A 13,888-nucleotide genomic window follows, 5' to 3' on the forward strand; every position below is an offset into this window, starting at 1 on the left:
CAATCTTCTCACGTAACTTCAGAAATACCCTCGATCAAAGCTTCGGGTCGGGGTGGGCATCCTGGCACATACACATCGACAGGAACAATGGTGTCGACACCCTGAACGGTATAATAGCTATCGTAGAATTCGCCACCAGAGTTTGCGCACTGACCCATGCTAATAACCCACTTTGGATCTGGCATCTGCTCCCAGAGAAGACGAAGGCGCGGACCCATCTTCACCGAAACAGTTCCGGCCACAATCATCAAGTCTGCCTGGCGTGGGCTAGAACGGAACACCTCAGAACCAAAACGGGACAGATCATAGTGAGCCTGGGCCGCTGCCATCATTTCAATGGCGCAGCAGGCTAAACCATAACCCAATGGCCATACCGATTTCGACCGTGCCCAGTTTTGTGCCCATAGCAACATATCAGCTACACTTGTGAGCTGAACTGGCAGTTCCTGGTCTCCCGGAACGTATTCCTGGGGCCCAGATGCCATCGCGATTGGGATTGGCTTGCGACGACCTATCGCGTTTCCATTTTCATTTATTTCGCTGCTCATATAAAATTTACTCCTAGGCAATGGTTCAGCAGCACCTATTGCTTGGTTTGGATTGTTTTAGGGTTCTTTATAAAGACGGGGGGCGATGCTTATACACTCCATCTGCGACCTATTATAGCACGTTTCGCCCAGCCACGCTATAAACACCCTTGCAGGGTCAGCCTCATCTGGCGTCCTTTTTGCGCACTGCATTTAGCGACCTGAGCCACCTGCTTTCCTCTTGTCAGACAACTGAACGCTTTGGTACACTGTGGAGTATGACTTATTTTGAAGCGTTGTTTGATCCAATCGCAGAGACTCGTCACTCTTATAAGACGTATGGCCTCCCTGATATGGATACTCCCTGAATATTGGGCCGCTTCAAAACACTCTATCAGTATCTGCCTTACAATCAATGTAGTAGAAAGAGATAGTTAAGATGGATCTCACTTCTCTGAATGTCGCGATTGTCGGTTGCGGTAACATTGCCGGGGCCTATGCCAAAACACTCCAGCCATATCCACAGATTAAATTATTGGGTGCTACCGATATTGATCTGGCACGGGCCGAGGCGTATGTCGCCGCCTATGGTGGTAAAGTCTATCCTTCGCTCGAAGCTATCCTGGAAGATGACGCGGTAGACCTGGTAATTAATCTGACTATTCATCACGCGCACGCCGAAGTAATCACGAAATGTCTCAATGCTGGCAAGGATGTTTATAGTGAAAAACCACTTGCACTGACATCTGAAGATGCACAGCGATTGGTACGCCTGGCTGAGGAAAAAGGCCGCCGCCTGAGTGGAGCCCCGATTACGATTCTGGGCGAAGCTCAGCAGACAGCCTGGAAAGCTATTCGCGACGGACGTCTGGGCACAGTGCGGCTGGCCTACGCCGAAGTCAACTGGGGCCGCATCGAATCCTGGCATCCCGCACCAGGTCCTTTCTATGAAGTAGGACCACTGTTCGATGTGGGGGTTTATCCGTTAACCATTCTTACGTCCATCTTTGGACCGGCACGCCATATTACAGCCTTTGGCAAGGTGCTCTATCCAGATCGTGTCACAAAAGAAGGAGTGCCATTCCATATTTCCACGCCTGATTTCGCAGTGGCCGCCGTCGAATTTGAAAATGGGGCGGTAGCTCGCCTGACGACCAACTTCTACGTCGGCCATCATAGCAAACAGCGTGGCATCGAATTCCATGGTGACAAAGGTTCGCTATACTTAAGTGATTGGCAAAATTTCCACGGTAGCGTAGAATTCTCAGAATTTGGTGGACACTATGAGCCAGTACCTTACGTGAAAGAGCCATATCAGGGGACTGAATGGAGCCGAGGTGTACTGGACCTGGCCGAAGCTATTCACGAGCAACGCCCCCAGCGCATTACCGGCGCCCAGGCGGCCCACGTCGTGGATATCCTATGCGGCATCCAGGAATCCTTCCGTGAAGGAAAACCCGTTACATTGACATCTAGCTTTAAACAGCCAGAGCCAATGGATTGGGCGCGCTAAACAAAATATAAAGCATATAACATTCTTATCTCCCTGCCAGAAAGGCCTGAAATCTTGCTGGCAGGGATCGCCATTACCGATATCAACTATTAAGAAAGGCGAGTCTGCATGGGAAACTACACAATTACGGTTTTACCTGGAGATGGGATCGGACCCGAGGTCACCGATCAGGCGATCAATGTATTGAACGCAGTGGCTGGTCGCTTCGGCCACACTTTCACCTATCATAAACGCCTGGTCGGCGTAGCCGCGATCGAGGCTGAAGGGGATGCTATCTCGGATGAATCCCTGGAAGTATGTCTGCACAGTGATGCCATCCTATTTGGTGCGGTGGGTGGTTTACCCAATTATGATGGCCGCTATAAAGTAAAACCAGAACAGGCCCTTTTTAAACTGCGCAAAGGACTACAATTCTTCGCCAACCTGCGTCCTGTGAAGCCCCTCAATAGCCTGCTCAGTGCCTCACCAATCAAGCCCGAAGTATTACGTGGTACCGATCTATTGGTGGTACGCGAATTAACTGGCGGCCTCTACTATGGACACCTGGAGCCTCCTGTGCCAGGCAAACCGAGCGAGATCCGCAAGACAGGCCACGGTACCGAGGCAATCGATACGCTTTTGTATACCGAGGCAGAGATCGAGCGCATCTTACGCGTTGCCTTTGAGGCAGCCCGTGACCGCAAGAAAAAAGTGACCTCTGTAGATAAAGCCAATGTACTTAGCTCATCGGTCCTCTGGCGCCAGGTAGCTGATAGGGTCGCTGCTGACTATCCCGATATCACATTTGAACATCTGCTGGTCGATGCCTGCGCCATGCACCTGATCCGTAAGCCTAGCAGCTTCGATGTCATCGTCACTGAGAATCTTTTCGGCGACATCCTTACAGACGAGGCCTCCATGCTGGCTGGCTCCATGGGTATGCTACCCTCCGCCAGCCTGGGTACACGCAAAACCGCCAATGGCCGCCTGGGACTGTACGAGCCAATCCATGGTTCCGCGCCAGATATTGCAGGGCAGGGCAAAGCTAATCCTATCGCAGCCATCCTCTCCGCTGCTATGTTGCTGCAGTATTCATTGGGATTAAAAGATGAGGCTGCGGCGATTGAAACGGCGGTTGAACAGGTGATTCAAGCTGGTTATCGCACCGAGGATCTACGTGAAGCCGAGACAAAGATTATCAATACGCAGGAAATGGGACAAAAAATCGCATCTGCTCTGGCCCAATAAATTCAGGACCAGAACAACTGCGTGAGACAAACTAACCCATCATAGGTTTAGGACAATGACCCAGGGCTTTTAACTTCTCCCGGGTCATTGCCACTTTTTGGAGGAGCTCCTCTTCGGAGATCGGCTCCCCCTCTGCTGGCAAGCTTTGAGACGTTGAGACTTCACCTTCCGTATCTAGCTGGCTCAGCTGCTCCAGGCGAGCTTCTAATTGGGCCAACTCATACAAAATCATTTGACGCTGGATATACCAGCGGGTTACCGCACGTTCAACTCCCATATGCACCTGCATTCTATCTGATTAACGTACAATCGCACCGTAAACCAGTGAATTAATTGTGTTGAGCAATTCTTCATCCTGGTATGGCTTGACCACATACGCGCTCGCACCCAGTGACATAGCACGTTGCTGGTGCTTGGCAGCCGCACGAGAAGTGAGAACAACCAGCGGCAATGTTCGATACTGCTCTTGTGCACGGACCGTTGAGATCAGCTCATATCCATCCATACGCGGCATCTCGATATCAAGCAACACTGCGGCAGGCGTTTCAAGCGAGATCATTTCCAGCGCTTCGACGCCATCACGGGCCATCTGTACCGTCCATCCATGCTGCTTGAGCATGTTACTAACGACACGGCGCACGCTCGGGCTATCATCCACCACCAGAATATGCTTGCCACGCTCTGGCGTAGCCGCCGCTGCTGCTGCGGGCCGCAACGGTAAGTCTTGCTGCTTATTCGACACATCCACGCGTTGTTTCACCTGTCCCACCGGGGCAGCCGCATCACGCCTTGTCAGCGCTGTATTGATCTTTGAGGAGAGGAGCGTATTCAACTCCAGGACCAGGACAACGTGACCATTACCAAGCACTGTACCACCGGCGATACCATGAACTTCACGCAGGTGCGGTCCCAGGTTCTTCATCACAATATCAAACTTGCCACGAATCTCATCAACGACCAGGGCCACACGATGACCACCTGCGTTCACCAGCAACAACTGGGCCTTATCTTCTATCGTCACAGAGGTGGACAAAGATAAGTATTGCGCCAACATATGCAGCGGATAGAGGTCATTGCGCACCAGTACTGCTGGCTGACCACCAGAATTGGTACGCTTAAAGTTATCCAGGCGTCCAATTGATTCGACGTGAACTGTGGGGATAGCAAATTGCTGGCCCGCCACGCGAACCATCATGGCGCTTTGGATCGCCAGGCTGGTTGGGAAGGTCATCGTAAAGGCAGTACCCAGACCAGGCGCAGTCTCAACGACCAGGGTACCACGTAAGCGTGACACACTATCGCGTACAACGTCCAGGCCGACACCACGTCCACTCTCTTCACTCAGGAATTCGGCGGTGGAGAAGCCAGGACGGAAGATCAAGGCGACCACATCATCTTCGCCAATCTGCTGATCAGCTCGGATCAGGCCACGTGAGATCGCCGTCTGCCGCACCTGATTACGATCAATACCATTACCATCGTCGCGGACCGTAATCATAATCTGATTACCTTCGTACGATGCCGACAGCTTGATCTGTCCGGTTGGCGACTTGCCACGCTGGATACGTACATCTGGTCGCTCAATCGCGTGGTTCACCGCGTTACGCACCAGGTGCAGCAATGGACCCGCGATCTCTTCATATACGGTACGATCAACCTCAGTAGTCTCGCCTTCCAGTACAAAGTCAATCTCCTTACCCTGTTTGAGCGCTACCGCACGAGCGGCACGATACAAACGAGGGGCCATCGTTGACAGTGGTACCAGGCGTACCTTCATCAAGCGATCCTGGAACGTAGTATTCAGGCGATTCTCGCGCGAGAAGACACCCTCACATTCGCGGATAATTGTATCCATCTCGGTGCTCAGCGTCGCCATGTCCGAGATACCTTCACTCAATCCACGAGCCAACTGGTGGAACTCTGTATAGCGGTCTAATTCCAGTTCATCAAATTCAGATAGGTGAGCCGGTACTGAAGGATTGCGCCCTCCCTGCCCATTCTGGCTTTTCGGTGCGGGCAAACCAACGGCAGTATTGGATCCAATCAAGCCATTCTGCGTACCACGAGCAATGCTCTGATCACCTTCACCAGGCATTACCTGCACCGAGCGACCGCTAGGCAAGGTGGCCGCTTCAAAGCGGCTATCCAGTTTCTGACCCACATCTCCCAGACGATTACTACTTACAGCAACATCCGATACCAGGCGAACCAGGCGTTGGATACGTTCCTCCAACACACTACGGTTGACCAGCATCTCACCAAAGAGATTTACCAGTTCGTCGAGCTTTTGCAACCGAACACGAACGCTCAGATCACCATGTGCACGCGGCGTCGGGCCATCAGAAACCTGCTCGCCTGCTACAACGTTGGCGACCGGCTGTACATCGCTGCTATGATCATCATCATCCAGATCTTCCTCAATCATCTGATTCGAGGAACTACGCTCACCCAGCAATTCCACATAACGTTTATGCAGTTCACGAACTTTGATATCCGCAATAGCAGAGTCGTTGCCGGTAATCAGCAACTCCAATGCTTCAGCTGTATCCAGGATCAAGCTGACAACCGTTGGCGAGATCGCCATTGTGCCTTCCATGATCAGTTCCAGTAGATCTTCCGAGACGTGACTCAGATCAGCGATTGTCTTAAAGCCCATCATGCCCGCGGCGCCCTTGAGTGTGTGAGTAGCACGCCTGATACCCTGGATAAGATCCCGGTTAGTAGGATTCTTCTCTAGCGCGGCCACATGCATACCGATAGACTGCAGATGCTCTTCCGCCTCCAGACGGAAGATCTCTGCCGCCTCTTCACCAAAGTCATTGGTGCTAAATGAGCTAGCGGCAGTAGATTTCCCAGTCGCTTCAGTCACAGGCATGGATACAGCAGGAGATTTAGGCAACGGCAGTGAATCCGGGCCAGCCGGCGTCACATTGGATGGTGGAATGGTGGTTACCAACCCATGCGTATCGTTCTCAGGAGCGGCAGGCTTTCCAGAGAGTCGAGCTAACGGTGAGGAGGCATCCTCACCACCACCACTCATAATCTGGTTCAGGAACTCCTGACGTACTTGAATTTCAATCTCACTACGCAAACGGTCTTCAATGTCTTTAACCGTTTCATTAGTCGAGCCAGGTGAACCGCCTACACGCTCTTGCAGGCGCTGCATCTCTGCATATTCCTGACGTACTTCATTGCGGATTTGCTGTTCTAATTCAGCTCGTTCACGCGCGGCAGCAGAGGCTTTAGCCTCGTATTCCTCGCGCAACTGAGCCTCGATCTCCGCACGCAAGGCGGCAGGGTCTCCCTGACGCTCAAACGTAACACGCTCACGTAAGGCATTTCTATCCTGGTCGACCCTGACGTCCCAGGGGCTCCAACCACCTTCTTGCCTTAATGCGGGGGCTCCTTGCACATTTAACTGCTCAAAGGCCTCACCACAGGATTGAATCGAAACATGCAATTGTTGCAGGGCAGACGTCAACTGCTCATCGGTCAACTCAACCCCACCGGTAATTTTCTGGATGAGATCCAGCACCTTTTTCAGTTTAGAGTTAGATACCCACATCACGGAAAGAGGCAAATAACGGCGAACCTGCTCCGGGCTATTGCGCAGGTTTAAGCCCATGGCTTTACCAGCCCACTCCTCCATGCGATCGAGAGCATCTTTTGAACCATTTAAGAAACCCTTAAATTCGCTGCGCTGCGCATCTATGACACCCATAGCCTCACGCAACTGAGCTACAACATTCTTCAAGGAGGCGGCCTGGGTCTCCAGAGACTGCGCATCGCGCTGCATATCTTCATATGCGGACGGCATTATCAGTCCTTGTTCCTGGCCCTGGTCGCTCACATTTGCAGGTACAACAGCCTGGGACTCAATCCTGTCAGGCACACTATACTGCGGTACATCGGGCACAGATGGCGCAAACATTTGCTCATTCCACAGTGGACTGGTAGGCGCTGCAGGCGGATTAGTAAATGTTTGCTCATTCCACAGTGGGCTGGCAGGCGCTGCAGGCGGATTAGTAAATGTTTGCTCATCCCAGAGCGGGCTGGTAGGCGCCGCCGGCGGATTAGCAAATGTCTGCTCATTCCACAATGGGCTGCTGGGCGTCGCCGGTGGTGGAGCAACTGGCGTGGGCTCAGGAGGAGTTGGAGAACGCCGGGTGGAGGCCATCAAGGCCTCAAAAGCACTGGTTGGCGTCGGGTCCTGAAGAATATTAAATTCTGGCTGTACTGGCACAGGTGCATAGATCGACTCAGGCTGACGAGGAGTTGCCGGAACCGATGACATAGACGACGTGTTATCAAAACGCGACACCAGCTCTGGTTCCTCCGGCCAACCGATATCCTCACCAGAAGGAACCGACTGCGTACGGAAAGAGGCCAACACCTCATCAAATGATGGCATCGAAGAAGATAATGAAGTCTGAGGCGAAGGCATCTCAAAAGCTGGCGCTGGCGAAAGGGAAGCTGACGAAGTTGATACTGGAGCAGAATAAATTGGATTTATCTCTGCACCACCGGCGGTGGGAGTCGCTGCAGCAGCATCTACCTGAGCACGATAGCGAGCGTAGTCGGCATCATCCTCCGCAATCACTGCTTCTTCATCAATGCCACCGCGGATACCCTCCAGGAGTTGACGTAAACGGCCTAATGAACGCTCCAATAAGACCCGTGAGGGGTCATCCAGCGTAATTAAGCCATCCAATGCGTCAGCCAGGATGTCTTCCATGCCATGCGCCACATGAGCCAGGCCCGGAAAGTCCATCATGGAAGCGGAACCGCCAATGGTGTGAGTGCGGCGGTAAGTCTCTTCGAGGGCATCCATGTCGCCAGGTGACTGTGCCAGGCGCCCGAGGTTCGTCTCGATTTCTGGCAAATAGCTATTCACCTCTTCGATAAACGAGTCGAGGACGGATAGTTTATCAAATGTGTTCGACATGTTGCGCGTACTCACTTAACTATTCTGGTGTTACCCCTCTCAATCCCTTCACCTGATCGCAGCCAGGCAGGGACTATATGAGAGAGGTAACACCTCACTTCTATGGGCTCGCTATTTATTTTTCGCTTACAACGATAGCGAGCCCATAAGAACAATTACTGATTCTGTTCGTGGATTCCACTCTGCCAGCGAGGACGTGAATTGCCGTTCTGCCCAGGCTGCTGCTGAGGCAGTTGCTGCTGGTAAGGTGGCGGAAGCAATCCAGAAGTCGGTGGCTGCTGTCCAAAGCCAGGATTGGAACCCTGGAAGAATGACTGATCAGGATTAGAGCCCTGGAAGAATGACTGATCAGGATTAGAGCCCTGGAAGAATGACTGATCAGGATTAGAGCCCTGGAAGAATGGCTGATTAGGATTGTTGAAGCCCTGATTGCCAAATGGTGGCATCCCAAAGCCGTTATCCATTCCCTGCTGCTGGCTATCAAAATCACCCATATTACCAAAGTCCATCTGATTGCCAAAAAACTGCTGGTTGTTGTTTCCACCAAAACCGCCAGGAATTGGGGCCTGGGGTGGCATCCCTGATGGGGAAAACGCTGCCGGGTTACCAAAATCTGGCTGCCCATTGGCACCAAACTGTCCAGAACGAGTTCCCAATGAAACCAGTGAACCACTATTGCCAGGCTCAGGCAAAGGCGGGAAGTTGCCCGAGAAGTTCTGACCCCAGCCGCTATCAGATCCAGCACCCAGCATAGATCCAAAGGGCTGCTCGCCTTTATCCTGCACTTCATTCACAGCTGTCATATTAGAGAACGAACCAAGCATATCATTTGTACGATCAGGCAGGCGGAAGGTTGATACTGAAGCACGCAACTGCTCAGAAAGTTCAGCCAGATAACTTACACTAACTGCGGCTTCCTGTGTACCAGCATCGGTCTGACGCGTAATTTCTGAGATACGACCCATGGCGACCGCAACAGCTTCAGAGACCGAAGTCTGTTCATTAGCGGCGCGAGCGATATTTTCAATCATTTGAGCTTGTCGTTCTACTGCGCTATAAATAGAGTTCAGTGAGCGACCCGCATCATCAGCCAGCTGAGATCCTTTAACCACCTCTTGTGTGCTATCTTCCATAGCCACAACAGCTTCATATGTATCGCCCTGAATACTTTTTACCAGGGTTGCGATACGCTTGGTGGATTCGGTTGAACGTTCTGCCAGGAGGCGGATTTCGTCAGCAACCACGGCAAATCCACGACCGTGCTCACCCGCCATCGCGGACTGAATAGCGGCGTTCAAAGCCAGCAAGTTCGTCTGGTCGGCGATATCTTCAATAATGCGGACAATTTCACCAATTTCGTTTGAGCGCTCACCCAGGCGTTTAATTTTCTTCGCGGTCTCTTGCACGTTCTCTCGAATGAGCATCATACCCTCAATCGACTGACGCACAGCCTGTTGACCATTAGTCGCACTACGCAACGCTTCTTGCGCTACATCCACACTCAATTGAGCATTGCGGGCCACGTTTTGAATAAAGACGGCCAGGGCTTCTACAGCCTCGGTGGTTTGCGCGATCTGTTTTACCTGTGTCTCAGAAGCCTGAGCCAGTTCAGCCGAACGATCCAGAATACGACGAGTCGCATTGGTAACCTGTACAGCAGTTGATTGTACACGACCCACAACTTTCGCCAACTCTTCAATCATATAGTTGAAGGAGTCAGCAAGCACACCCAGTGTGTCCGGAGTCACCTCAGCCTGTACGCGCAGATCACCATCACCGACCGCGCTTACCTCTTGCAGCAGCTTCTCAATCTGTGCCTGCAGGGCGGCCGCATCATTGCCAGCGGGTCCCATTGAAACACTTGGGGAGGAGCCCTGGTTATCCAGGATAGCATTTAACGAACTGGCCAACTGAGCCAACTCGCCATCGCCATTGACCGCAGCTCGCACCGAGCGATCACCACTCACAAAATCACGGCAAACCTCAGCCAGGCCTAACAAACGGTTCTTTACATTACGCTGTACATAGAGATTGGAAATAGCACCAATAATAGCGACAACAACGGCACCAACAATAGCAATGATACCAACTGTTGAATTAGAACCAAAAGACATGAAAGCAATAAAAATTAACAGTAACACAGGCACAAGCACGGAACCAAGTAACCCTAGCGTAAAGGGGCCACTGAGCGCCGAACCACTTTTATTTTGATCAGGATTCATTCGCCAGACCTCCATTGATAAAAAATATATCTATCTCAATTTAGGTGACCTACGATAGGCCGCCGCACTATTATCATTAGGCCTTATAGCGCTGCATTTTTTCTGAGAAAAGAAGACGAGCTACATCCAGGACGATAATCACGCGATTAGACAGTGATGCACTCCCCATAGCATAAGGAGCAGCCCAGGATGGAATAGTAGCCTGGCGCACATTTCCATTGATAGCAGTAGCGGGAATCGGCAACATTTCACTAACACTATCCACCGCCAAACAGATGACCATTTCATTACTCTGTAGCGAGAGCAAACGCGTTCGCGGAGTATAGGGCACCTGCTCCAGATCTAAAAACATTCGCGAGTCTACCACTGAGACAATAGAACCCCGCAGGTTCATCACCCCTCTGACCCAGGAAACAACATTGGGAACCGGCGTTAACTCTCAACCAGCCGCTCGACACCTTGCACCAGCTCAGCCTTGACAGCCAGCTCACGATCAGCTAAAGAGAATACGAGATATTGCTCTCCAATAGCTGCCGGGAGTGGGGTTTCTCCATTAGGAGAACCGTTTACACCAAATTGCCCCTGCGCAAGCTGCAACTGCAGTGCCGCCACGGATGGCGACTGCGAGATTAATTGCTGGATTGCAGCAAAGGCATCACGTTTTTTCTGATCTTCACTGGACACAAAAACTTACTCCATATAGGGCACAAGAAGCGAGAGGCATCCTATGCGACATCTGTAACAGGGAAAAGAGAGCGGAGATCCCACAGACACTAAACCCTGCCAGTACGACTCCTCAAATGAGGCGTCGTACACTAGCTACTAACTCATCACCGTTAAAGGGCTTGGTAATATAGAGATCAGCCCCTTGCCGCATCCCCATGCTTTATCCAATGGGGTGTTCTTAGACGTCAACAAAATGATTGGAATATGCCGACTCATTTCCGAACTTTTTAATTTGCGACATACTTGAAAACCATTTTGCTTTGGTAATACAACATCCAGTACGATACACTGCGGACGTTCTTTAAATACTTTTTCGACAGCCTCGTCGCCATCTACCGCGGTTACAACATCAAAACCGCTATTGCGCAATGGCGTGACAATCATTGTCAGTTCTGTCCAACTATCGTCCACAACAAGTATTTTCTGCCCAGGCATCCGATTCTAACCTTTCCTAACGAGCCAACCAAGTGATGGGAACTGCAGCTTACCCTCCAACCCTCCCTACCAAAGATGCCGAGCATCGTAGGTCTTGTTCTGGAGATTAGCCGCGATAGCGTAAGCGAGGGCGTGTCCCTTCTTGTTGGACAGGTACACGTTCTTGCCAGTTCGCAAGGTGTTTTTTGACTGTTTGTACAAGTTCAGCCGAGTCAAATGGTTTGGTAAGATACTCGGTAGATCCGGCTAAGCGGCCTCGCATCTTGTCAAACAAGCCATCCTTCCCACTCAGCATAATAATGGGAATTTGCCGAAACTGCAAGTGTTTGCGTATTATCTGGCAAATTTGGTACCCATCCATCCGCGGAAGTTGTATATCGAGCAAAATAAGGGCAGGCATCTCATCGGCAACCGAAGTCAACGCGCTCAACCCATCCCCGACGGTCACCACCTTAATATGCTCTCGCTGCAAAGTCATCTGTACAATTTTACGTACAGTAGGACTATCGTCTACAACAAGCACCGTTGGCTCAGCCATTAAATTGACCTCCTTCGCGTATCAGGCGACCACATTTCCCCATTGTTGTCGGCGGGGTTCTGCCAATTTTGTACAATTCCAAGAGAAGAGGGCTGGATGTTATCCCGACCTCGTGAGTGCTGCGTATTTCGATGGGCTCGGTAAATCTGGTACTGTTGGACCTCGTGATCAATCTCCGAGAGGAAGATTCTCCAGGCCACATTTAGCTGCCGCCCGATATGTGAGTTTCCAACCTCGTCGCGCAATAGCTCTGTAAAAACCATTCGTAAAAAGGCTACCAGACCCTGCACCGCTTCCCAATAAAATTCTTCAAGTTGCTCACCTTTGACAACTTTGTTGAGCGTCAGTATATCATTACAGTCGAGCTGTCCATAGTGGAAGGTGGCTGTTTCTAGAATCGGAAATTGCTGCTGCGATAACGCCTGCAGTTGGGGCACGAATCGACGTTCCAGTAGCGGGCAATTTCCATAGAGGGTATCTTGCCACGTCCACGCAGACTACGCGCATATAAGCCATGGTGCATAAGGAGGCCATTGATGCACTCTGATAGGGTGGTAATTAAACCCAGGAGATGTTGTTCTGGATGCGAAGATTGACGCTGCTGCGCCAATAAGTACTGGCACTTGATAATAATATTTGAGAGATCGCTCTGTAGTTCCGTCTCTAAGGCAGTATCAACTACTTCGATCAGGTTTAATTCTAGCAGACGGGCCATAATACGGGCCACACGCGCTTCAGGCGACATCAGCGCAAGCGCGACCGCCTGTAGCGTTAACTCTCCATTGGCCAGGCAGAGCACCTCGATGCCCTCTTGATTGAGGCCAAGGTTACGCACATCATTGCTGACCTCGGGTTGCCAGCGGGCAACGGTGGTCCGTGTGAGGTGAGTCACACCCTCGCCCATGATTTCTTCCCATTCGTCCGCCTGGCGTAACGCCTCGAGCAAAACTGAATCCACATCAAGTGGCTGCATCTTGCTCTCCATCGGGATAACCTGGCGGTGGAAGGCAAAACGACCATTCACCCAGCGTAAAGCATGACTGATTGATTGCGTTACCAGAAATTCAAGGCGGCGCTGCATCTCGTTTGCGGTCATCCAGCCGCGCTCAACCAGGAGCGCCAGGGACATCGGCATATCTCCGCGAGCCAGCTCTCGAATATACTGTGCACGTGGTGGGTCCAATTTATTTAGCAAGCAGAGCATTCCCAATACATCGGGCTGAGGCACTGCATCTTCATGTAATCCCACAATTTGCCCTTTGCGCAGGCTGATTGAAAGCGTCTCTGGTCCCGAAGTCACAAATAACTTTCCAGTTTTTCCACTCAGGGCAAGCATTTTTAAAATGGATTGGAGACCTAAGGTCTGTAAATCTCCATCCATGATGCGGTCTTGCTGCTCCATTCTTCTTCCAGTTCCTTTACCAGACTAGCTTGCAGATATATGTAAGATATTGATTGTGCAAGCGGTCTTGTCACAGGTTCTTTGCAGATATCCATCCATGGCTCCACAATGCCTGTTCGCAAACAGAAGACAAACGCCTGCTATCCAGATGCACAGGCCATCTGCTCTGCTTTATGTGACATATAAGTGGCTTAGAGGACATCCAGGTACGTTGGCATCATTCTTTTAGCAATCGCAAAGATGGTTACTATGCACAACGATCCAGTAAACAGCGAGCGCATCACGAGAGTCCCATTCATCTCTATCATAAATAGATTCGTTACGACGCAGTATGGATGTCATTCTAATCATTG

12 protein-coding genes are annotated in these 13,888 nt (G+C 51.2%); 2 read left to right on the forward strand and 10 right to left on the reverse strand.

All coding sequences use genetic code 11. From position 1 onward, the window contains the following. Positions 1 to 8: 8 nt before the first annotated feature. Positions 9 to 485, reverse strand: coding sequence for an NADH-quinone oxidoreductase subunit B (locus EL645_RS04685; RefSeq protein ID WP_161977722.1), 477 nt, complete (start codon positions 483 to 485; stop codon positions 9 to 11). Between the two features lie 481 nt (positions 486 to 966). On the opposite strand from EL645_RS04685, the gene EL645_RS04690 reads away from it, so the two are divergent. Together EL645_RS04690 and leuB are read left to right on the forward strand one after the other, a co-directional pair. Further along, positions 967 to 2,040 (forward strand): Gfo/Idh/MocA family protein, encoded by a 1,074-nt coding sequence (locus EL645_RS04690; protein ID WP_126548947.1) that lies wholly within the window; start codon positions 967 to 969, stop codon positions 2,038 to 2,040. Positions 2,041 to 2,148: 108 nt separating this feature from the next. Next, positions 2,149 to 3,267 carry a 3-isopropylmalate dehydrogenase gene (gene leuB, locus EL645_RS04695; protein ID WP_126548948.1) on the forward strand — a complete coding sequence of 373 codons (1,119 nt, stop codon included), beginning with the start codon at positions 2,149 to 2,151 and terminating at the stop codon, positions 3,265 to 3,267. A gap of 31 nt (positions 3,268 to 3,298) precedes the next feature. On the opposite strand, the gene EL645_RS04700 is transcribed toward leuB, so the two are convergent. The 9 genes from EL645_RS04700 to EL645_RS04740 all read right to left on the reverse strand — a co-directional run bounded on the left by EL645_RS04700 (position 3,299) and on the right by EL645_RS04740 (position 13,535). Next, positions 3,299 to 3,544, reverse strand: a complete 246-nt coding sequence (locus EL645_RS04700) for a hypothetical protein (RefSeq protein WP_126548949.1) — start codon at positions 3,542 to 3,544, stop codon at positions 3,299 to 3,301. A gap of 21 nt (positions 3,545 to 3,565) precedes the next feature. After that, positions 3,566 to 8,212 carry a hybrid sensor histidine kinase/response regulator gene (locus EL645_RS04705; RefSeq protein ID WP_126548950.1) on the reverse strand — a complete coding sequence of 1,549 codons (4,647 nt, stop codon included), beginning with the start codon at positions 8,210 to 8,212 and terminating at the stop codon, positions 3,566 to 3,568. A 155-nt stretch (positions 8,213 to 8,367) separates the two neighbouring features. After that, on the reverse strand, positions 8,368 to 10,434 hold the full coding sequence (locus tag EL645_RS04710; RefSeq protein ID WP_161977112.1) for a methyl-accepting chemotaxis protein: 2,067 nt from the start codon (positions 10,432 to 10,434) through the stop codon (positions 8,368 to 8,370). A 76-nt stretch (positions 10,435 to 10,510) separates the two neighbouring features. Continuing rightward, positions 10,511 to 10,828, reverse strand: a complete 318-nt coding sequence (locus tag EL645_RS04715; protein WP_126548952.1) for a chemotaxis protein CheW — start codon at positions 10,826 to 10,828, stop codon at positions 10,511 to 10,513. A gap of 38 nt (positions 10,829 to 10,866) precedes the next feature. After that, complete coding sequence (locus EL645_RS04720; protein ID WP_126548953.1) at positions 10,867 to 11,118, reverse strand: hypothetical protein; 252 nt, start codon at positions 11,116 to 11,118, stop codon at positions 10,867 to 10,869. Between the two features lie 138 nt (positions 11,119 to 11,256). After that, entirely contained in the window at positions 11,257 to 11,595 is a 339-nt protein-coding gene (locus EL645_RS04725; RefSeq protein ID WP_218031736.1) for a response regulator transcription factor, read from the reverse strand. 106 nt (positions 11,596 to 11,701) lie between these two features. Beyond that, entirely contained in the window at positions 11,702 to 12,133 is a 432-nt protein-coding gene (locus tag EL645_RS04730) for a response regulator (RefSeq protein WP_126548954.1), read from the reverse strand. Continuing rightward, the gene (locus tag EL645_RS04735; protein ID WP_126548955.1) at positions 12,133 to 12,570 is read right to left on the reverse strand and encodes a hypothetical protein; all 438 of its coding nucleotides are present in this window, start codon (positions 12,568 to 12,570) and stop codon (positions 12,133 to 12,135) included. Before EL645_RS04735 ends, EL645_RS04730 begins: the two co-directional genes overlap by 1 nt. Next, complete coding sequence (locus EL645_RS04740; protein ID WP_126548956.1) at positions 12,525 to 13,535, reverse strand: DUF4388 domain-containing protein; 1,011 nt, start codon at positions 13,533 to 13,535, stop codon at positions 12,525 to 12,527. Before EL645_RS04740 ends, EL645_RS04735 begins: the two co-directional genes overlap by 46 nt. Positions 13,536 to 13,888: the final 353 nt, after the last annotated feature.

Source organism: Dictyobacter kobayashii (assembly GCF_003967555.1).
Lineage (GTDB): Bacteria > Chloroflexota > Ktedonobacteria > Ktedonobacterales > Ktedonobacteraceae > Dictyobacter > Dictyobacter kobayashii.

What these genes read in the sequence shown, in the direction of transcription:
- EL645_RS04685 (WP_161977722.1), bottom strand. Translation starts at nt 485, where the DNA reads ATGGCATCTGGGCCCCAGGAATACGTTCCGGGAGACCAGGAACTGCCA.
- EL645_RS04690 (WP_126548947.1), top strand. Translation starts at nt 967, where the DNA reads ATGGATCTCACTTCTCTGAATGTCGCGATTGTCGGTTGCGGTAACATT.
- leuB (WP_126548948.1), top strand. Translation starts at nt 2,149, where the DNA reads ATGGGAAACTACACAATTACGGTTTTACCTGGAGATGGGATCGGACCC.
- EL645_RS04700 (WP_126548949.1), bottom strand. Translation starts at nt 3,544, where the DNA reads ATGGGAGTTGAACGTGCGGTAACCCGCTGGTATATCCAGCGTCAAATG.
- EL645_RS04705 (WP_126548950.1), bottom strand. Translation starts at nt 8,212, where the DNA reads ATGTCGAACACATTTGATAAACTATCCGTCCTCGACTCGTTTATCGAA.
- EL645_RS04710 (WP_161977112.1), bottom strand. Translation starts at nt 10,434, where the DNA reads ATGAATCCTGATCAAAATAAAAGTGGTTCGGCGCTCAGTGGCCCCTTT.
- EL645_RS04715 (WP_126548952.1), bottom strand. Translation starts at nt 10,828, where the DNA reads ATGAACCTGCGGGGTTCTATTGTCTCAGTGGTAGACTCGCGAATGTTT.
- EL645_RS04725 (WP_218031736.1), bottom strand. Translation starts at nt 11,595, where the DNA reads ATGCCTGGGCAGAAAATACTTGTTGTGGACGATAGTTGGACAGAACTG.
- EL645_RS04730 (WP_126548954.1), bottom strand. Translation starts at nt 12,133, where the DNA reads ATGGCTGAGCCAACGGTGCTTGTTGTAGACGATAGTCCTACTGTACGT.
- EL645_RS04740 (WP_126548956.1), bottom strand. Translation starts at nt 13,535, where the DNA reads ATGGAGCAGCAAGACCGCATCATGGATGGAGATTTACAGACCTTAGGT.